We start from the raw sequence: 18,203 nt of genomic DNA, 5'->3' as shown, positions 1-18,203 counted from the left end.
CGGTGAGTTCCCCAGATCCGCAGGTTCGCGCAGCGCGAAACCAGTCAACCAGTCCCGCCGCCCGAGGGCCCGTCGTCGCGGTCACCGGCGCCGCGTCCGGCATCGGTGCGCTGCTCACCGAGCGGCTTGTCGCGTCGGACGAGATCAAGCAGGTCATCGCGCTCGACGAGCGGCGCGGTGAGTGTGCGGCGGCGCAGTGGCACATCCTGGATGTGCGGGATCCGGCCATCGCGGAGAAGTTGCGCGGGGCCGATGTGGTGGTCCATCTGGCCCTCGATCTGGATCTGGAGACCGATCCCGCCGCCCGTACGGCCTACAACGTACGGGGGACACAGACCGTGCTGACCGCTGCCGCCGCGGCGGGGACCCACCGGGTCGTGCTGTGCACCTCTTCGATGGTCTACGGCGCGCTGCCGGACAACGAGCTGCCGCTGTCCGAGGACGCGGAGCTGCGGGCCACGGCGGAGGCGACCGGGGTCGGGGACCTGCTGGAGATCGAGCGGCTCGCGCGGCGCGCTCCGCGGGCGCATCCCGGACTTAATGTCACCGTTGTGCGGCCCGCGGTGCTGGTGGGAGGTACCGACACCGCGCTGACCAGGTATTTCGAGTCGCCTCGGCTGCTTGTCGTCGCCGGGTCGCGGCCGGCCTGGCAGTTCTGCCATGTCGAGGATCTGTGCAGTGCACTGGAGTACGCCGTCCTGGAGAAGGTCGACGGGGAGCTCGTCGTCGGGTGTGACGGGTGGCTGGAGCAGGAGGAGGTCGAGGAGCTGAGCGGGATCCGGCGGATGGAGCTGCCGTCCGCTGTCGCTCTGGGGGCGGCGGCTCGGCTGCACCGGATCGGGCTCACGCCGTCCCCTGCGGGGGACCTGGCTTACACGATGTACCCGTGGGTCGTGAGTGGGAGCCGGCTGCATGACGCGGGGTGGCGGCCGCAGTGGACCAACGAAGAGGTGTTGGCGGAGCTGCTGGAGGAGGTTTCCGGGAGGCATACGGTGGCCGGGCGGCGGCTGGGGCGCAAGGACGCGACTGCGGCGGGGGCTGCGGGCGCGACGGTGGCTCTGCTGGGTGCGGCGGCTGTGGTGCGGCGGGCTCGGAAGGCTCGGCGGCGGATCTGAGGGGCGGGTCGGTGTGGTGCGGAAGTGACCCCATCGGCCCGAATGGCCTCGTCCTCAGCCTGTAGGAGGCTCCAAAGCCTGTAGGAGGCTCCAAACGGCCACGCGCGTGTGCCGGGTGATAGCCGTATTTCCCGTGATCCCCGGCTTGCGGCACGATGGGGGCATGGCATCCATCAGTGACCATCCCGGCGAGCAGGCCGCACAGGACTCCATCAAGCTTCTCGCCATCCGGGAGACGGCCCTCTCCCTGGACGAGGTCTTCCGGGCCGTCGGGGACGATGCCGCAGGGGGCACCGCGTTGTTCGTCGGGACCGTGCGGAACCATGACGGGGGTGCCGATGTCGACGAGCTCGGGTATTCGTGTCATCCCAGTGCCGAGGCCGAGATGCGGCGGATCGCCGAGAAGGTCGTCGCGGAGTATCCGGTGCGGGCGCTCGCCGCGGTGCATCGGGTCGGTGACCTCAGGGTCGGGGACCTCGCTGTCGTCGTCGCCATTTCCTGTCCTCATCGAGGGGAGGCCTTCGAGGCCTGTCGGAAGCTGATCGACGACCTCAAGCACGAGGTGCCCATCTGGAAGCACCAGAAGTTCTCCGACGGCACCGAGGAGTGGGTCGGCGCCTGCTGACTCCCTCGGTGTGACCTGCCGACTCGCTCGGTGCGCCTGCCGACCCCTTCCTCATCCCTCCGGTTGCGTAACCCCACCCCCGGCGTGAGCGTTGTCAGTGCAGATGACTAATCTGCTGATCAGTCAGTTGCGGTGGCTCAGGTGGGGTTGGAGGTCGGCATGGGGGCGCTCGTCTGGTTGCTGATTCCGCTTTTGGCTGCGGTCGGCGCCGGCCTGTGGGGCAGTTGGGCCAACCGGACCCGCAGGATACGGAGTGACGGCCCCGAGCTGGACGGGTATGCCCGGTTCCGCGAGGCCATGGAGAAGTCCCACACCGGCATGTGACCGGACGCCGCCCTGACGGTGTGCTGACAGGAGCGTCCCGTACTGTCGTGGCATGCCACGCCGCACCGCGACGATGCTCGCCTCCACTCTGATGCTGATCGCACTCCTGTGCGCGGGAGTGTTCATCAACGTGCCGTATGCGGAGATGTCACCGGGTCCGACGGTGAACACTCTCGGGGACCACGACGGCGAGCCGGTGCTGCAGATTTCCGGGCGGAAGACCTATACGGCGAGCGGTCATCTGAACATGACCACCGTGCGCGTCACCAGTGCCGACTACAAGATGAATCTTGTCGAGGCCGTGTATGGGTGGCTTGCTCATGACAACAAGGTCGTGCCGCACGACACCCTCTACCCCGACGGCAAGACCGAGGAGCAGTCCACCCAGGAGAACGCCGAGGAGTTCAGCCAGTCCCAGGAGAGCGCCAAGGTCGCCGCCCTGAAGGAGCTGGACGTCCCGGTGAAGTCCTGGGTGATCGTCTCGACCGTCGTCAAGGACTCCCCGGCCGAGGGCAAGCTGCACGCCGGTGACGTGATCAAGGCCGTCGACGGTACGACGGTGAAGGAACCGGCCGACGTCGCCGAGCTGGTGACCAAGCACAAGCCCGGCCAGGACGTCGTCTTCACCATCGTGCCCGCCAAGGAGCAGGCCGCCGCGGAGAAGGAGAACAGGACGGCGACCAGGACACAGGACGTGACCATCAGGACCGCGACCTCCGACGACGGTGGCGAGAAGCGTGCCATCGTCGGAATCTCCGCGGGGACGGATCACACGTTCCCGTTCACCATCGACATCAAGCTCGCCGACGTCGGCGGGCCGAGCGCCGGCCTGATGTTCGCGCTCGGCATCTACGACAAGCTCACCCCGGGCAGCCTGACCGGCGGCAAGTTCGTCGCCGGTACCGGCACCATCGACGACGCGGGCAAGGTCGGCCCGATCGGCGGCATCGAGATGAAGACCGTCGGCGCGCGTGAGAAGGGCGCCCAGTACTTCCTCACGCCCGCCGCCAACTGCGCGGCCGCCGCGAGCGACACCCCCAAGGGGCTCACCCTCGTCAAGGTCGACACGATCGACGACGCCCTCGGCGCCCTGAAGGACATCCGCTCCGGCGACACCGCCGACCTGCCGAAGTGCACGACCGGATAGCAGTGCACGACCGAATAGAAGCGCACCACCGGACAGACCGGAGAGAAGCGCACCACCGGACAGTCGCGCGGGCCTACTCCTCGAACGTCGCCGCCAGCGCCTCCGCCAGACCCGGCACCAGGTCCGACCCGGTGAGGACTTCCGTCGGGGAGTCCTTCTCGCGCAGCCGCAGGGCCGACTCACGGGCGCCGTCCCGCAGTACGGCGACCGTCATACGGACCTCCTGGCGGTCCGGGTGCTCGGCCACCCACTGGGCGAGCTTCTTGTCACTCAGCCCCTCCGGGACGGATGCCTCGGCGGACGGCGGAAGCATCAGGCGCTCCACCGTGAGCGCGCAGCCGACCACCGCGTCGGGCCAGGCGATGGTGCCGAGGAACTCGTCGAGCGGCTTGCCCGTTGGAATCTCGTCCTGCTCGATCGGGGTGAGGCCGGTGATCTTCTGTTCCTCCTCGAGACCGAGCTGGGCCGCGAGGGCGGGTTCCTGGGTTCGCAGCCGTGCGGTGTCGACGAGGGCGAAGAGGCGGGCGGGCTGGTCCCAGCCGAGGCCGGAGGCGTACTCGTCGATCTCGAGTACCGCCCGGGTCAGCGGGCTCGCTGCCATGGGAGTGTTGGACATGGTCACAATCCTGCCTCGTTCCCGGCCCGAATCGGGAACCGAGTAAAGCGTGAGTAAGTTGCATAGATGAGGGCCTACGATCACGTGGCCCATGGACGGCCCGTGACGACACGGGCCTGACGGACCAACAGCGAACTTCGAGGTGCGCACCTTGGCTTTCCAGATGCCGGACCGCGGCGGAGGCCCGACGGGGCCACGGATCAGAGTGGGCCGCCCGTCCCGGCGTGTCCGGACCCTGCTCATGACACTGGGCGTCCTTGCCGTTCTCGGTATGGCGTTCACCATGTTCGCGGGGTTCTGGACGGACTGGCTCTGGTACCGGTCGGTCAACTACTCGTCTGTGTTCACGACCACCCTGTGGACCAAGATCGGGCTCTTCTTCGTCTTCGGTCTGCTGATGGCCCTCGCGGTCGGCTTCAACATCTGGCTGGCACACCGGCTGCGGCCGCCGCTGAGCGCCATGTCGATGGAGCAGCAGAGCCTGGACCGCTACCGGATGGGCATCGCTCCGTACAAGAAGTGGCTGCTGTTCGGGATCACCGCCCTGGTGGGCCTGATCGCCGGCGCCTCCGCCTCCAGCCAGTGGCGGACCTGGCTGATGTGGGTCAACGGCGTCTCGTTCGGCGAGAAGGACCCGCAGTTCCAGCTCGACGTGTCGTTCTTCGCGTTCGACCTGCCCTGGTACCGGTTCCTGCTCGGCTTCGGCTTCGCCGCCGCGATCCTCTCCGTGATCGCCGCCGCGCTCACCCACTACCTGTACGGCGGGCTCAGGATCACGTCCCCGGGCGCGCGTGCCACGGCCGCCGCGACCGGGCATCTGTCGGTGCTGCTGGGCATCTTCGTCGCCCTCAAGGCGGTCGCGTACTGGCTCGACCGGTACGGACTGGCGGTGAAGTCCAGCGACTTCAAGGCCACCGACAACTGGACGGGCCTCAGGTACGTCGACGCCAACGCCTATCTGCCGGCCAAGACGATCCTGTTCTGCATCGCCGTCATCTGTGCCCTGCTGTTCTTCGCCACCCTGTGGCGACGCACTTGGCAGCTGCCCGTCATCGGCTTCGGTCTGATGGTGCTCTCGGCGATCCTCATCGGCGGCCTGTACCCGGCGATCGTCCAGAAGTTCCAGGTCCAGCCGAACGAGCAGGCCAAGGAAGCGCCGTACGTCGAGAAGAACCTCAAGGCGACGCGCGACGCGTACGGCATCGACAACGCCAAGGTCAGCGAGTACCCGGGGACGAGCACGACCGAGGACAAGACCAAGCTGCGCGACGACGTCGACTCCACGGCGAGCATCCGCATCATGGACCCGAACATCGCCTCGCCGACGTTCCAGCAGCTCCAGCAGATCAGGAACTACTACGCGTTCCCGACCAACCTGGACGTCGACCGTTACAGCAAGGACGGCAAGGACCAGGACACGGTCATCGGTCTGCGTGAGCTGAACCTCAACGGCATTCCGAAGAACAACTGGATCAACGACCACTTCCGCTACACCCACGGATACGGCGTGGTCGCCGCCGAGGGCACCAGCGCCGACTCCCAGGGCCGCCCCGTCTTCACCGAGTCCGACCTGCCGTCCAAGGGCGATCTCGGGACGTACGAGCAGCGGGTCTACTACGGCGAGAGGACCAGCACCTACTCGATCGTCGGCGGTCCTCAGAAGGAGATCGACTACTCCGACGACAGTGGTGAGAAGACCTACACCTACAAGGGCGACAGCGGGGTCAACCTCTCCAGCCCGATGAACCGGGCCGCGTACGCCGTGGCGTTCAGCGAGCCGCAGATCCTCTACTCCGGCGCGATCGGCGACGGGTCGCGGATCCTGTACAACCGCACGCCCAAGCAGCGCGTCGAGGCCGTGGCGCCCTGGCTGACCATCGACGGCGACGCCTATCCGGCGGTCGTGGACGGCCGTATCCAGTGGATCGTCGACGCGTACACAACGACGAACGGATACCCGTACTCGTCTCGTACGACCCTCGGCGACACGACGGCCGACTCGCTGACCGCCACCAACAACAGCCGCGCGGTCGTGGCCCAGCAGAACCAGGTCAACTACATCCGCAACTCGGTGAAGGCGACCGTCGACGCGTACACGGGCAAGGTCGAGCTCTACCAGTGGGACACCCAGGACCCGGTCCTGAAGACCTGGATGAAGGCGTTCCCGGGCACGGTGGAGCCGAAGGGCGACATCTCCGACTCGCTGATGAGCCATCTGCGCTACCCGCAGGACCTGTTCAAGGTCCAGCGCGAGCTGCTCACCCGGTACCACGTGAAGGACGCGACGACGTTCCTCAGCGGCAGCGAGGTGTGGCAGGTGCCGGACGACCCGACCAACAAGTCGGGCAACGCGGTGCCGCCGTACTACCTGAGCATGAAGATGCCCGACCAGGCGGCGCAGGCGTTCTCGCTGACCACGACGTTCACGCCCAACGGGCGCGACAACCTCAGCGCGTACATGTCGGTCGACGCCGAAGCGGGCACCTCCGGCTACGGCCAGATCAGAATCCTGAAACTGCCGACGAACACAACGGTCAACGGGCCCAAACAGGTTCAGAGCCAGTTCAACTCCGAACAGAACATCGCCGAGACCATCAGGCTGCTGAGAGGCGGTGACTCCGAGGTCGAGTACGGCAACTTGCTGGCGGTGCCACTCGACGGAGGACTGCTCTACGTGGAGCCGGTCTACGTACGCGGTGGTGGACTGAAGTACCCGTTGCTGCGGAAGGTGTTGGTGTCCTACGGAGGCAACACCGCCTTCGAGGACACCCTCGGCGAGGCCCTCAACAAGGTCTTCGGAGCCGAGGGCCCGGTCACCGAGCCACCACCGGACGAGGGCGACACGACCACTCCGCCACCGACGTCCAACAACCCGTCGGTCCAAGAGGCGTTGAACGACGCCCAGAAGGCCTTCGAGGCCGGCCAGCAGGCTCTGAAGGACAACGACTGGACGGCGTACGGCGAGGCGCAGAAGGATCTGGAGGAGGCGCTGCGGCGGGCCGAGGAGGCGCAGAACCGGGCCGACGGGACCGGCGGCAGCAGCCCCAGTCCCAGCGGCAGCCCCAGTCCCGGCGGCAGTCCGAGTCCCAGCGGCAGCCCCGACAGCAGCTGATCGAAAAGCCCACCCCGCGCCGTGATACGGTTGCAGAACAACGGCGCGGGGTGGAGCAGCTCGGTAGCTCGCTGGGCTCATAACCCAGAGGTCGCAGGTTCAAATCCTGTCCCCGCTACTGAAGTCGACGACGTGTCGTGCGACAGCGAAGGCCCGGATCCTGAAAAGGATCCGGGCCTTCGTGATGTGCGAACGCATGTGCCGACGTAGAGGACGGCCGTGCCGCCGAGGGGAGTTGAGAGATCTGTGTTTGACTTGTCTCTCTGTGGGCATGTCGACAAAACGCTGAAGTGACCTCACTGGCTGCGGTATACCAGGTGTACCCAGGTTGCAGGTGGTGCGACGATGGACGTTATGGGGGACAAGGCAACTCTGTTCGAGACAGGGCGATTTGTGCAGCCTTCCCAGCAGGACGAGGCCGGGGAGGTGGCCGACGACGCCGCCGAGGAAGTCCGTCGGCGGCTCGCGGCCGAAGCCGGCGACATCGAGGCGATGAGCGTCCTCGGAGCCATGCTGCTGCGCCGCGGCGATCTCGACGGAGCCGAGCCCCATCTGCGTGCCGCCACCGCCGCCGGTGACCGTGCCGCCGCCAACAACCTCGGGGTCCTTCTTCACCAGCGTGGTTACGCCGACGATGCCGCCGGGTGGTGGCGGATCGCCGCCGTCGCCGGGTCCGCCGCGGCCGCGCACGCGCTGGGCCGTCATCACCGCGAGCGGGGCGATGAGCCCGCCGCGGAGTACTGGCTGCGCCAGTCCGCCGAGCAGGGTCACTCCCTGGGGGCCTACGCGCTCGCCGATCTGCTGGAGCACCGCGGCGACGCCGGGGCCGAGCGGTGGATGCGGGCCGCGGCCGAGCGGGGGCACCGGGAAGCGGCGTACCGACTGGCACGCGCGCTCGATCGCAGGGCGGCGGACGAGGAGGAGACCGGTGCCGACGACGGTGCCTTGCTGCTGGGAGAGGCCGAGCAGTGGTACCGGCAGGCCGCCGCGCGCGGACACCGGCGGGCCGCGCTGCACCTCGGGGCGATCCTGGAGAAGCGCGGCGAGCTCAAGGAGGCCGGGCGCTGGTATCTGACGTCCGCCAAGGACGGGGAGGCGCGCGCCGCCTGCGCGCTCGGGTTCCTGCTGCGGGACGCGGGAGACACCGAGAGCGCGGCCGTGTGGTGGCTCAGGGCGGCACAGGACGGGGACGGCAACGCGGCCAACGCGCTGGGCGCGCTGCACGCCGAGCGCGGTGAGCCGCAGACCGCCGAGCGGTGGTACCGGGCCGCGATGGACGCGGGGGACGACAACGGCGCGTACAACCTCGCGCTGCTCTGCGCCGAGCAGGGGCGCACCGCACAGGCCGAGCAGTGGTACCGGCGGGCCGCGTACGCCGGGCACCGCGAGGCGGCCAACGCGCTGGCGATCCTGCTGTTGCAGGGCGGGGACGCGGCCGGGGCGGAGCCGTGGTTCTCCAAGGCCGCCGAGGCGGGGAGTGTCGACGCCGCGTTCAACCTGGGGATCCTGTTCGCGGGGCGGGGCGAGGAGTCCGTCGCGCTGCGGTGGTACGAGCGGGCCGCGGCCGCCGGGCATACGGAGGCGGCGTTGCAGGTCGGCATCGCGCGGCTGCGGGACGGCGACGAGCCCGAGGCGGAGCGGCATCTGCGGTGTGCGGCGGGGGGCGGTAGCGCGGAGGCCGCGTACCGGCTGGCCACCGTGCTCGACGCGCGGCGGCCGCCGGCGCCCGCGCATGAGCTCGGGGAGTCGGTGCACGAGAAGTCCGAGTGCGAGGAGTGGTACGAGCGGGCGGCCGGTCAGGGGCACCGGCGGGCGCAGGTACGGGTCGGGATGCTGGCCGCCGCACGGGGCGATGTGGTGGAGGCGGCTCGGTGGTACCGGCAGGCGGCCGAGGCCGGATCGCGGAACGGGGCGTTCAATCTGGGGCTGCTGCTGGCCCGGGAGGGGAGTGAGCCGGAGGCGGCGGTCTGGTGGACGCGTGCGGCCGACGCCGGGCATGGGCGGGCGGCGTTGCGGCTGGCCCTGGTCTACGCGCGTCGGGGAGAGCTGGCCGAGGGGCAGCGGTGGGCGGATCGGGCAGTGTCCCTGGGGCCGCGCGAGGTTGCGGAGCGGGCGGCTCGGTTGAGGGACGCCCTTCGGCAAGAGCTGTCGGCCTGACGCGCTGCTGGCCCGGGGCCGGTTTCTGGATGCGGGTGCGTTCGGATGCGCACCCCTGAGGGCTCCGCCTCTGATGGACCGTCCTGACCTGGGCTGATGCGGGGCAGGTAATCGATTTGCTTCTGTCCGCGTCCTTCACGTAGTGTTGCATTCATCGACGCGGGGTGGAGCAGCTCGGTAGCTCGCTGGGCTCATAACCCAGAGGTCGCAGGTTCAAATCCTGTCCCCGCTACTGAAGGCCGAGGGCCGGAATCCGAAAGGGTTCCGGCCCTCGGTGCGTTCAGGCGTTCACGTCAGGGGCGGTGGCCCACCGCCTCCTCGTACAAGGACCTGTTCACCGTCTGCGACTCCGGGAGCGGGTCTCCCTCCGCCACGCCCTGGGCGACGTACGCGGACTGCAGGCGGTCCGTCGTGCCCGCGCGGATTTCCCAGTCCATGCGGAGGGACGGAGTCGACTTGAGGATCGCCTCGTCCGCCTTCAGGAGCTTTGCCAAATATGTGACGAAGGTCGCATCTTTCTTGTAGTCCCCTGCGAAGTGCGTGTTCACCGTGCGGATGTAGGCCCGGAGCAGGGCCACCCCCGCGTCCACGTCGTCGTTCAGCAGGCTCGGGCCGTACAGCATGCCGCCCAGGGGCTCGCCGATTGGCTGGCCGCCGAGGAAGGCGTAGCCCTTCTCGCCGTCGATCCTGCGCCAGACCGGGTCCAGGAGCCAGGCCGAGTCGACGCCGCCGTTCCGCAGGGCCGTGAGGACGTCGGCCGAGCCCAGTTGCTGGTACTGGATCTCGTCCAGGCCGCCACCGTGCTTCTCCAGCGCCCTTTCCATCGGATACGCGATCACCGAGCCCTTGCCGATCATGGTGCCCAGTTTGCGGCCGGCCATCGCGACACGGTCGGCGCTCTCGCCCTCCTTCAGCCGCACCCACAGACCGCTCCTCGACCTCGGGTCGGGCGAGAAGTTCCCCGCCACCCAGCTGATGTCGAAGCCGCCGCGGACGCCGTTCATGACGGCCGCCTCCGGGGCTGCCCAGAGTGCGTCGATGTCTCCTTTGGCGAGGAGGGGGAGCGCGTCCGGGGTCGGGAGCACCTTCAGAGTGACGTCCAGGCTCTCCTTCTTGAACTCTCCCTTGTCAAGGGCAACTTGCAGCGGTGCCACGTACTCCGCGCTCAGCGTTCCCGTCGCGAGCGTCAGTTTTCGGGTTTCCGGCAGGGGTTGTGGGGCGGGTGCTCCGGGGCGGCAGCGGGCCGGACCGCGGTTCGGGGAGCGGTCCGCCGGCTCCGTCCAGGACGTGTCGCCGCAGCCTTCCACCGGCCGGACCGTGCGGGTCTGCGCGCCCGCCTTCGACGCCGGGCCCCCTGCGGACGGCGACGAGCAGGCAGCCGACGTCAGCAGTACGGCGACGATCCCCATGACACCGTAGGAGCGCGTCCTCATGACTGCCCCCGTCCTCGATCCCTCGGGGCCCACGGTGTGAGCAGTCGGCCCACGATCCGCACCAGTTCGGAGAAGAGCACCCCCAGGGCGGCGACACAGACGATGCCGACGAACATCACGTCGTTCTGGAACAGCGCCCGTGAGTCGAAGATCAGGTGGCCCAGGCCGTTCGTGGCGGCGATCTGTTCCGAGGCGACGATCACCAGCACGGCCACGCCCGCCGCTATCCGCGCGCCCACCAGGACCTGCGGCAACGACGCCGGCAGCAGGACGTGGCGGAACATCTGCCACGGCGAGGCGCCGAAGACCTGGCCCGCGTCCCGGTGGCCGGAAGGGATGGCCATCACCGCCGACATCGTCGATATCCAGACGAAGAAGAAGACCGTCGCCGCCACCAGGGCCACCTGCGGTCCCTCGCCCAGGCCGAACATGTTCAGGAAGATCGGCAGCAGGGCCAGCTTCGGTACGACGTACAGGGCGTCCAGGAGGGGTTCCAGGGCGGCCCGTACCAGGGAGAGGGAGCCCATCAGGAGGCCCAGCGCGTAGCCCGCCGCCGTGCCGATCGCGTAGCCGGCCAGGACGCGCTTCAGCGTCGCCCACACGTCCGGCCAGAGGTCGCCGGCCGCGGCCCGGTCCCAGCCGTCGGCGAGGATCGTGGACGGCGCCGGGTAGACGCGGTCGTCGATCCAGGCCTGGGTGGCGGCCAGTTGCCAGAGCAGGATCAGCAGCAGGGGGACCGCCGCGGCCAGGGACAGTTCCAGGGCGCGTCGGCGGCGGTGGGCGCGTACGGGGTGGAGTTCCTGAGGGCCGGGCCGGCGTACGAGGAGGGACTCCTTGTCGGGAGCGATCGTGGTCATGCCGGCACCGCCTCCTTCCGCAGCAGGTCCCACAGCTCGCTCTTCAGGGAGGTGAACTCGGGTGCGGAGCGAATGTCGCCGGTGCGCGGGCGTGGGAACGGCGGGTGGTGTTCGGCGATGATCCGGCCCGGGCGGGCGGACATCACCAGGACGCGGTCGCCGAGGACGATCGCCTCTTCCAGACTGTGGGTGATGAAGAGGGTGGTGGTGCGGGTGGACTGGGTGAGTTCCAGGAGCTCGTCCTGGAGGATCATGCGGAGTTGGGCGTCCAGGGCGGCGAACGGCTCGTCCATGAGGAGGAGTTCGGGCTCCACCGTCAGCGCGCGGGCTATCGCCACTCGCTGGCGCATGCCGCCGGAGAGGGTCGCCGGGTAGGCGTGGGCGAAGTCGGCGAGGCCCATGCGGGTCAGCCACTCGTCGGCCCGCGCGTTGGCCACGCGACGCGGGACGCGCTGGATGTCCAGGCCGAAGCGGACGTTCGCCCGGACCGTCTTCCAGTCGTAGATGCCGTAGTCCTGGAAGATCATCGCGGCCGGGCGAGGGCTGGTCGTACGGATCTCCAGCGTGCCCGTGCTCGGCCGGAGCAGTCCCGCCGCTATGCGCAGCAGCGTGGACTTGCCGCAGCCGGAGGGGCCGACGAGGCAGACGAACTCGCCCGGGGCGACGGTCAGGTCGAGCGGGCCGAGGGCGTCGACGGTGTGCGGGGCGCGGCCGAAGGTGCGGGTCAGTTCGGTGGCGTGGAGTTTTGGGTGCGGATCTCCCACGGTTGCTCCTCGCGGAGTTCGGTACGGGGCGGGGGTGCCGCACGACGATATGACGGCCCGTCAGATTCAGGAAGCCCGAACGACGTATGGACTCCGCGTACGCAGCACAATGCCCCGGCTCCCAAGAGGGTGCCGGGGCATCAGCGGGTGTCGCGGGCCGTGCTAGGCCGCCGCGCAGTTCGGGCAGACGCCGCGGTACGTCACCTCGACGTCCGAGACCGTGAAGCCGAAGCGCTCCGAGTCGGGGAGGTCGGCCAGCGGGTTGCCGCTCGGGTGGACGTCCCGGATCGCGCCGCACTGGGCGCACACCAGGTGGTGGTGCGGCCGGTGGGCGTTGGGGTCGTACCGCTTGGCGCGCTTGTCGGTGGCGACCTCGAGCACCTCGCCGAGGGAGACCAGCTCGCCCAGCGTGTTGTAGACGGTCGCCCGGGAGATCTCCGGCAGTTTGGCGACGGCCCGCGCGTGGACCTCGTCGGCCGTCAGGTGGACGTGATCGCCGTCGAGGACCTCGGCCACAACGCGCCGCTGCGCGGTCATCCGCCAGCCGCGGCCGCGCAGTCGTTCCAGAAGGTCACTCATAAAGACCAGCCTAACAGCAGGGGAACCAGATCCCGAACGAATGTGACTTTGGAGCATAGCTTGACTTAGACATTGTCCATTGTAGGATCGAGATCGGCTTTGGCCAAGGCGACAGGAACAGGCAGCAGTAACGTGGGCACCATGAGCGAATCCCAGGCTCCGACGACCGTCGAGGAGCTGCGCGGTGCCGGCCTGCGGGCGACGAAAGCCGGTCGGCGAGGCCCCCTGCCCGACGGTGTCCCATGGCCAGGGCTTCTCGAACGACGACGCCGCGGTCATCCATCGGGGTCCGCGCCCCCACCGTTCCACCGCCCGCAGTTCCTGAGCACCGTGATCCGCCTAATCCCGAAGGATTCCCATGACTGAGAACCATGACGCGATCGTCACCGACGAGAAGCCGGAGGAGGCGGGCGGCTGCCCCGTCGCGCACGGTCGCGCCCTGCACCCCACCCAGGGCGGTGGAAACCGCCAGTGGTGGCCGGAGCGACTCAATGTGAAGATCCTCGCCAAGAACCCCGCCGTGGCCAACCCCCTCGGTGAGGAGTTCGACTACGCCGAGGCGTTCAAGGCCCTCGACCTCGAGGCCGTGAAACAGGACATCGCCGAGGTGCTGACCACCTCGCAGGACTGGTGGCCGGCCGACTTCGGCAACTACGGCCCGCTGATGATCCGTATGGCGTGGCACAGCGCCGGCACCTACCGCATCAGCGACGGCCGCGGCGGCGCCGGGGCCGGGCAGCAGCGTTTCGCGCCCCTCAACAGCTGGCCGGACAACGGCAACCTGGACAAGGCGCGCCGTCTGCTGTGGCCGGTCAAGAAGAAGTACGGCCAGAACATCTCCTGGGCCGACCTCATGATCCTCACGGGCAACGTCGCCCTGGAGCAGATGGGCTTCGAGACCTTCGGCTTCGGCGGCGGCCGCGAGGACGTCTGGGAGCCGGAGGAGGACGTCTACTGGGGTCCCGAGACCACCTGGCTCGACGACAAGCGCTACACCGGCGACCGCGAGCTGGAGAACCCCCTCGGCGCGGTCCAGATGGGCCTCATCTACGTCAACCCGGAGGGCCCGAACGGCAACCCGGACCCGATCGCGGCGGCCCGTGACATCCGCGAGACGTTCCGCCGGATGGCGATGAACGACGAGGAGACGGTCGCCCTGATCGCGGGCGGTCACACCTTCGGCAAGACCCACGGCGCCGGCCCGGCGGACCACGTGGGCAACGACCCCGAGGCCGCCTCGATGGAGGAGCAGGGCCTCGGCTGGAAGAGCACCTACGGCACCGGCAAGGGCGCGGACGCCATCACCTCCGGCCTGGAGGTCACCTGGACCACCACGCCGACCCAGTGGAGCAACGGGTTCTTCAAGAACCTCTTCGAGTACGAGTACGAGCTCACGCAGAGCCCGGCCGGCGCCCACCAGTGGGTGGCGAAGGACGCCCCGGAGATCGTCCCCGACGCGCACGACCCGTCGAAGAAGCGTCGCCCGATGATGCTCACCACCGACCTGTCGCTGCGCTTCGACCCGATCTACGAGCCGATCTCCCGCCGCTTCTACGAGAACCCCGAGGAGTTCGCGGACGCCTTCGCCCGGGCCTGGTACAAGCTGACCCACCGCGACATGGGCCCGAAGTCGCTGTACCTCGGCCCGGAGGTCCCGGAGGAGACCCTGCTGTGGCAGGACCCGCTGCCGGAGTCCGAGGGTGAGGTCATCGGCGCCGCGGACATCGCGGCCCTCAAGGCCAAGCTCCTCGACTCGGGCCTGAGCGTCTCGGAGCTGGTCAGCACCGCGTGGGCGTCGGCCTCGACCTTCCGCGGCAGCGACAAGCGCGGCGGCGCCAACGGCGCGCGCATCCGCCTCGAGCCGCAGCGCGGCTGGGAGGTCAACGACCCCGAGCAGCTCGCGACGGTCCTGCGCACGCTGGAGAGCATCCAGCAGGAGTTCAACTCCGGCGCCAGGAAGGTCTCCCTGGCCGACCTGATCGTCCTCGGTGGCTGCGTGGGCGTGGAGCGGGCCGCCAAGGACGCCGGCTTCGACATCGAGGTGCCCTTCACCCCGGGCCGCGTCGACGCGACCGAGGAGCACACCGACGCGGAGTCCTTCGCCGCGCTCGAGCCGACCGCCGACGGGTTCCGCAACTACCTCGGCAAGGGCAACCGTCTGCCGGCCGAGCACCTGCTGCTCGACAAGGCGAACCTGCTGACCCTGAGCGCCCCCGAGATGACGGCCCTGGTCGGTGGTCTGCGCGTCCTGGGCGCCAACCACCAGCAGTCGCAGCTCGGCGTCCTCACCAAGACGCCCGGGTCCCTGACCAACGACTTCTTCGTCAACCTGCTCGACCTGGGCACGACGTGGAAGTCGACGTCCGAGGACCAGACCACGTTCGAGGGTCGCGACGCCGACACGGGCGAGCTGAAGTGGGCCGGCAGCCGTGCCGACCTGGTCTTCGGCTCGAACTCCGAGCTGCGCGCGCTCGCGGAGGTCTACGCGAGCGACGACGCCAAGGAGAAGTTCGTGAAGGACTTCGTCGCCGCGTGGGACAAGGTGATGAACCTGGACCGGTTCGACCTCGTCTGATCGGGTCTCGGCGGGTCATATCTCGGCGGGCCGGATTCCCTGGGCAGGGGATCCGGCCCGCCGGTGTGTTCAGGTCGGTGTGTTCAGGCCGGTGCGTGCTGTCGGGCCGGAGCCCAGCAGCGGATGATGTCGCGGACCGAGACGATGCCGACGGGCTCGCCGTGGTCGAGGACGATGAGGTGGCGGAAGCCGCCGTGCGCCATGGCGTGGGCCGCCTCCTCCAGGGTCCAGGCCGGAGCGGCGAAGACGACGTCGGTGGTGGTGTGGGCGTGGACGGGTTCCGTGTCCGGGCTCTGGCCCTGGCCCACGGAGTTGAGTACGTCGCGTTCGGTGAGAATGCCGATGCCGCCGGCGTCGGGGTCGAGGACGATGGCCGCGCCGATCCGGCGGGCGGACATCAGGGCGGCGGCCTGGCGGAGGGTGTGGGTGGGGCCGATGGTGAGGACCACCGTGCTCATGGCGTCGCGGACGAGCATGCGTTGGAGGCACCTCCTACGAATCCCCGGACTCTCGGACTTCGGACTCTCGGACTGTCGGGCTCTGGGACTGTCGGGCTCCGAACTCCCCGATTCCGGCGTCCGTTAGTTCAAGGATTCACAAGTTCACAAATGAGGGTGCTCTCAGAGTGGCAGGTAAAACGGAGGTCAACAAGAGGGCGCGTGCGGTCGGTTGAGAGCGCAGACGCTCTTCTGTTTATCTCAGTAGCGCTGGTTGAGATATCCCAGCAGCTCGTCGTGGAGCAGGCCGTTCGAGGCGGCCGCGTTGCCGCTGTGCGGGCCCGGGCGGCCGTCGAGACCGGTGAAGGTGCCGCCGGCCTCCGTCACGACGATCGCGTTCGCGGCCATGTCCCACAGGGAGAGCTCCGGCTCGGCGCAGATGTCGACGGCGCCCTCGGCGACCAGCATGTACGGCCAGAAGTCGCCGTACGCGCGGGTGCGCCACACTTCGCGGGTCAGGTCCAGGAAGCCGTCCAGCCTGCCCTGTTCCTCCCAGCCGCTGAGCGAGGAGTACGCGAAGGAGGCGTCCGTGAGCTTCGAGACACGGGAGACATGCAGGCGGGAGGCCGAGCTGAGGCTGCGGCCGGTGAAGGCGCCGTGGCCCTTCGCGGCCCACCAGCGGCGGCCGAGGGCGGGGGCGGAGACGACGCCGACGACGGGCTCGAAGCCGGTGTCGCCCGCCTCCATGAGGGAGATGAGGGTGGCCCAGACGGGGACGCCGCGTACGTAGTTCTTGGTGCCGTCGATCGGGTCGACGACCCAGCGGCGGGGGCCGGTGCCCTGGATGCCGTACTCCTCGCCGAGGATCGCGTCGCGGGGGCGGGCGCGCCCGAGTTGACCGCGGATGAGTTCTTCCGCGGCCTTGTCCGCTTCGCTGACCGGGGTCATGTCCGGCTTCGTTTCGACCTTGAGGTCTAGGGCCTTGAAGCGGGCCATGGTGGCCGCGTCTGCCGCGTCCGCGAGGACGTGGGCGAAGCGGAGGTCGTCGAGGTAGTCGGGCATGTAGCGAACGGTATCTGTCGTTGCTGGTACGGGGCTACAGGGGGCCTTGGGGAGGGGTGTGCGGGGTTGGTGCCCGGGGTTTGTCCAGGCACCCGCGTTTTCAGTCGCCCGGCGTGGGGGCTGGGCGGGGGTGGGTCGCGCGGCCCGGCGCTACGGGGTGCCGCCTGCGCCCACCCGTGCCGCCCCAGCGGCACGACTGCCCGCAGGCTGACGGTGGGGCGGGGGCGGCTGCCCGCAGCCTGACGGCAGCGGCTGCCCGCAGACTGACGGTGGCGGCTCGTCGCGGCTTGGTGGTGGTTGTTGTTTGTGGCTTGCGAAGGGGGAGTGCGCGCCCCCGGGTGCCGCCGCGAACCCTTGACAGTGCCTCTGTGCGCGTCAAATCTGGGGCGCAGAGCCGATCGCCCAGGGAGGCGATGATGCCTGCAGCGCGGGAGTCCCTGCTGGATGCCGCTTACACGGCGCTGGCGCGCCGGCCGTGGTCCGCTGTGCGGATGGTGGACGTGGCCGCGGCGGCCGGAGTGTCCCGGCAGACGCTGTACAACGAGTTCGGGAGTAAGGAAGGGCTGGCCCGGGCCCTGGTCAGGAGGGAAGCTGACGGGTATCTCACCGGCGTCGAGCGGGCGCTGACCGCGCACGGCGACGTCCGGGAGCGGCTGACCGCGACCGCCGAGTGGACGGCCTCGACGGCCCGTGAGAACGCCCTTGTCCGAGCCATGCTCACCGGCTGCTGGAGCGAGCGCCTGCCCTCACCGACGCTGAAGGCCGTGCCATCCTCCTCGGCTGTCCCCGCGCAGCGCCGGGCGGACGGCCCGCTGCCGTCACCCGGCGACTTCGTGGCCCTGGTGCGTGATCGGGCCGTGGCGGTTCTCTCCGGTCCCGGCGCGGCCAAGTCGGACATCGCCGAACTGGCCCGCTCCTGCGAACTCGTCGTCCGCCTCGCCCTGTCCTGCGTGGCGGCCCCGCCCGGCGAGGGCGGCGTGGCGGATCTCGTACGGAGCGCGCTCCACCGCCAGTTGACCGGCTGACGGCTCAGTGGGCGGAACCCGACAGCTGGAGTCCGATCACGCCGATGATCACCAGGCTGATCGAGACGATCTTCAGGGTCGAGACGAGGTCGCCGAGGAAGACCATGCCGTAGATCGCGGTTCCCGCCGCGCCGATGCCGGTCCACACGGCATACGCCGGGCCCACGTCGAGCTTCTTCAGGGCCAGGGTCAGCAGACCGAAGCTGCCGAGCGCGAAGACGCAGAAAGCGACGGTCGGCCAGAGTCTGGTGAAGCCGTGCGACAGCTTCAGACAGACGGCGAAACCGGTCTCGAGCAACCCGGCCACGATGACCAGCAGCCACGCCATGTGCTGTCCTCCCGTAAGTCCACGTGTCCCAGCGTTTGTGACCGCTT

16 protein-coding genes and 2 tRNA genes are annotated in these 18,203 nt (G+C 69.2%); 10 read left to right on the top strand and 8 right to left on the bottom strand.

The annotated features are described in order from the left end of the window. The first annotated feature begins 2 nt into the window (after positions 1-2). The 4 genes from ABT063_RS11045 (at position 3) to ABT063_RS11030 (ending at position 3,211) form a co-directional block, all read left to right on the top strand. A complete protein-coding gene (locus ABT063_RS11045; protein WP_351056940.1) occupies positions 3-1,115 on the top strand; it encodes an SDR family oxidoreductase in 1,113 nt (370 codons plus the stop codon). 163 nt (positions 1,116-1,278) lie between these two features. Further along, the gene (locus ABT063_RS11040; protein ID WP_351056939.1) at positions 1,279-1,740 is read left to right on the top strand and encodes a molybdenum cofactor biosynthesis protein MoaE; all 462 of its coding nucleotides are present in this window, start codon (positions 1,279-1,281) and stop codon (positions 1,738-1,740) included. Between the two features lie 159 nt (positions 1,741-1,899). Beyond that, complete coding sequence (locus ABT063_RS11035) at positions 1,900-2,064, top strand: hypothetical protein (protein WP_351056938.1); 165 nt, start codon at positions 1,900-1,902, stop codon at positions 2,062-2,064. Between the two features lie 52 nt (positions 2,065-2,116). Beyond that, entirely contained in the window at positions 2,117-3,211 is a 1,095-nt protein-coding gene (locus ABT063_RS11030; protein WP_351056936.1) for a YlbL family protein, read from the top strand. A 73-nt stretch (positions 3,212-3,284) separates the two neighbouring features. On the opposite strand, the gene ABT063_RS11025 is transcribed toward ABT063_RS11030, so the two are convergent. Beyond that, on the bottom strand, positions 3,285-3,827 hold the full coding sequence (locus ABT063_RS11025; RefSeq protein ID WP_351056935.1) for a PPA1309 family protein: 543 nt from the start codon (positions 3,825-3,827) through the stop codon (positions 3,285-3,287). 163 nt (positions 3,828-3,990) lie between these two features. On the opposite strand from ABT063_RS11025, the gene ABT063_RS11020 reads away from it, so the two are divergent. From ABT063_RS11020 to ABT063_RS11005, 4 genes are all read left to right on the top strand, one after another. Then, positions 3,991-6,939, top strand: coding sequence for a UPF0182 family membrane protein (locus ABT063_RS11020; RefSeq protein ID WP_351057048.1), 2,949 nt, complete (start codon positions 3,991-3,993; stop codon positions 6,937-6,939). Between the two features lie 44 nt (positions 6,940-6,983). Further along, positions 6,984-7,057, top strand: a tRNA-Met gene (locus tag ABT063_RS11015). 227 nt (positions 7,058-7,284) lie between these two features. After that, positions 7,285-9,096: a tetratricopeptide repeat protein gene (locus ABT063_RS11010; protein ID WP_351056933.1), complete on the top strand. Its 1,812-nt coding sequence runs from the start codon at positions 7,285-7,287 to the stop codon at positions 9,094-9,096. A 158-nt stretch (positions 9,097-9,254) separates the two neighbouring features. Further along, positions 9,255-9,328: transfer RNA gene (locus ABT063_RS11005), tRNA-Met, on the top strand. A 61-nt stretch (positions 9,329-9,389) separates the two neighbouring features. Here the strand turns inward: ABT063_RS11005 and ABT063_RS11000 are convergent. The 4 genes from ABT063_RS11000 to ABT063_RS10985 all read right to left on the bottom strand — a co-directional run bounded on the left by ABT063_RS11000 (position 9,390) and on the right by ABT063_RS10985 (position 12,729). Further along, positions 9,390-10,529: an ABC transporter substrate-binding protein gene (locus tag ABT063_RS11000; RefSeq protein WP_351056932.1), complete on the bottom strand. Its 1,140-nt coding sequence runs from the start codon at positions 10,527-10,529 to the stop codon at positions 9,390-9,392. After that, positions 10,526-11,386 carry an ABC transporter permease gene (locus tag ABT063_RS10995; protein ID WP_351056931.1) on the bottom strand — a complete coding sequence of 287 codons (861 nt, stop codon included), beginning with the start codon at positions 11,384-11,386 and terminating at the stop codon, positions 10,526-10,528. The genes ABT063_RS11000 and ABT063_RS10995 overlap by 4 nt, the downstream gene beginning before the upstream one ends. Further along, complete coding sequence (locus ABT063_RS10990) at positions 11,383-12,150, bottom strand: ABC transporter ATP-binding protein (RefSeq protein WP_351056930.1); 768 nt, start codon at positions 12,148-12,150, stop codon at positions 11,383-11,385. The genes ABT063_RS10995 and ABT063_RS10990 overlap by 4 nt, the downstream gene beginning before the upstream one ends. Before the next feature lie 162 nt (positions 12,151-12,312). Continuing rightward, positions 12,313-12,729: a Fur family transcriptional regulator gene (locus ABT063_RS10985; RefSeq protein WP_095747967.1), complete on the bottom strand. Its 417-nt coding sequence runs from the start codon at positions 12,727-12,729 to the stop codon at positions 12,313-12,315. Between the two features lie 358 nt (positions 12,730-13,087). Between ABT063_RS10985 and katG the strand changes: the two genes are divergently transcribed. Next, positions 13,088-15,304, top strand: coding sequence for a catalase/peroxidase HPI (gene katG / locus ABT063_RS10980; RefSeq protein ID WP_351056928.1), 2,217 nt, complete (start codon positions 13,088-13,090; stop codon positions 15,302-15,304). An 83-nt stretch (positions 15,305-15,387) separates the two neighbouring features. Here the strand turns inward: katG and ABT063_RS10975 are convergent, their stop codons facing one another. Both ABT063_RS10975 and hisN read right to left on the bottom strand, forming a co-directional pair. Next, entirely contained in the window at positions 15,388-15,780 is a 393-nt protein-coding gene (locus ABT063_RS10975) for a CBS domain-containing protein (protein WP_351056927.1), read from the bottom strand. A gap of 222 nt (positions 15,781-16,002) precedes the next feature. Continuing rightward, positions 16,003-16,803: a histidinol-phosphatase gene (hisN, locus tag ABT063_RS10970; protein ID WP_351056926.1), complete on the bottom strand. Its 801-nt coding sequence runs from the start codon at positions 16,801-16,803 to the stop codon at positions 16,003-16,005. A 416-nt stretch (positions 16,804-17,219) separates the two neighbouring features. Here hisN and ABT063_RS10965 point away from each other — a divergent pair, with 416 nt between their 5' ends. Further along, the gene (locus ABT063_RS10965; RefSeq protein WP_351056925.1) at positions 17,220-17,828 is read left to right on the top strand and encodes a TetR/AcrR family transcriptional regulator; all 609 of its coding nucleotides are present in this window, start codon (positions 17,220-17,222) and stop codon (positions 17,826-17,828) included. 4 nt (positions 17,829-17,832) lie between these two features. On the opposite strand, the gene ABT063_RS10960 is transcribed toward ABT063_RS10965, so the two are convergent. Beyond that, positions 17,833-18,156, bottom strand: a complete 324-nt coding sequence (locus tag ABT063_RS10960; protein ID WP_059416543.1) for a DMT family transporter — start codon at positions 18,154-18,156, stop codon at positions 17,833-17,835. Between the last annotated feature and the right edge of the window lie 47 nt (positions 18,157-18,203).

The organism is Streptomyces sp. NPDC002838 (assembly GCF_040295365.1).
GTDB lineage: Bacteria > Actinomycetota > Actinomycetes > Streptomycetales > Streptomycetaceae > Streptomyces.
This window is presented reverse-complemented; position numbering and strand designations above follow the sequence as displayed.

What these genes read in the sequence shown, in the direction of transcription:
- ABT063_RS11040 (WP_351056939.1), top strand. Translation starts at nt 1,279, where the DNA reads ATGGCATCCATCAGTGACCATCCCGGCGAGCAGGCCGCACAGGACTCC.
- ABT063_RS11035 (WP_351056938.1), top strand. Translation starts at nt 1,900, where the DNA reads ATGGGGGCGCTCGTCTGGTTGCTGATTCCGCTTTTGGCTGCGGTCGGC.
- ABT063_RS11030 (WP_351056936.1), top strand. Translation starts at nt 2,117, where the DNA reads ATGCCACGCCGCACCGCGACGATGCTCGCCTCCACTCTGATGCTGATC.
- ABT063_RS11025 (WP_351056935.1), bottom strand. Translation starts at nt 3,827, where the DNA reads ATGTCCAACACTCCCATGGCAGCGAGCCCGCTGACCCGGGCGGTACTC.
- ABT063_RS11020 (WP_351057048.1), top strand. Translation starts at nt 3,991, where the DNA reads ATGCCGGACCGCGGCGGAGGCCCGACGGGGCCACGGATCAGAGTGGGC.
- ABT063_RS11010 (WP_351056933.1), top strand. Translation starts at nt 7,285, where the DNA reads ATGGACGTTATGGGGGACAAGGCAACTCTGTTCGAGACAGGGCGATTT.
- ABT063_RS11000 (WP_351056932.1), bottom strand. Translation starts at nt 10,529, where the DNA reads ATGAGGACGCGCTCCTACGGTGTCATGGGGATCGTCGCCGTACTGCTG.
- ABT063_RS10995 (WP_351056931.1), bottom strand. Translation starts at nt 11,386, where the DNA reads ATGACCACGATCGCTCCCGACAAGGAGTCCCTCCTCGTACGCCGGCCC.
- ABT063_RS10985 (WP_095747967.1), bottom strand. Translation starts at nt 12,729, where the DNA reads ATGAGTGACCTTCTGGAACGACTGCGCGGCCGCGGCTGGCGGATGACC.
- katG (WP_351056928.1), top strand. Translation starts at nt 13,088, where the DNA reads ATGACTGAGAACCATGACGCGATCGTCACCGACGAGAAGCCGGAGGAG.
- ABT063_RS10975 (WP_351056927.1), bottom strand. Translation starts at nt 15,780, where the DNA reads ATGCTCGTCCGCGACGCCATGAGCACGGTGGTCCTCACCATCGGCCCC.
- hisN (WP_351056926.1), bottom strand. Translation starts at nt 16,803, where the DNA reads ATGCCCGACTACCTCGACGACCTCCGCTTCGCCCACGTCCTCGCGGAC.
- ABT063_RS10965 (WP_351056925.1), top strand. Translation starts at nt 17,220, where the DNA reads ATGCCTGCAGCGCGGGAGTCCCTGCTGGATGCCGCTTACACGGCGCTG.
- ABT063_RS10960 (WP_059416543.1), bottom strand. Translation starts at nt 18,156, where the DNA reads ATGGCGTGGCTGCTGGTCATCGTGGCCGGGTTGCTCGAGACCGGTTTC.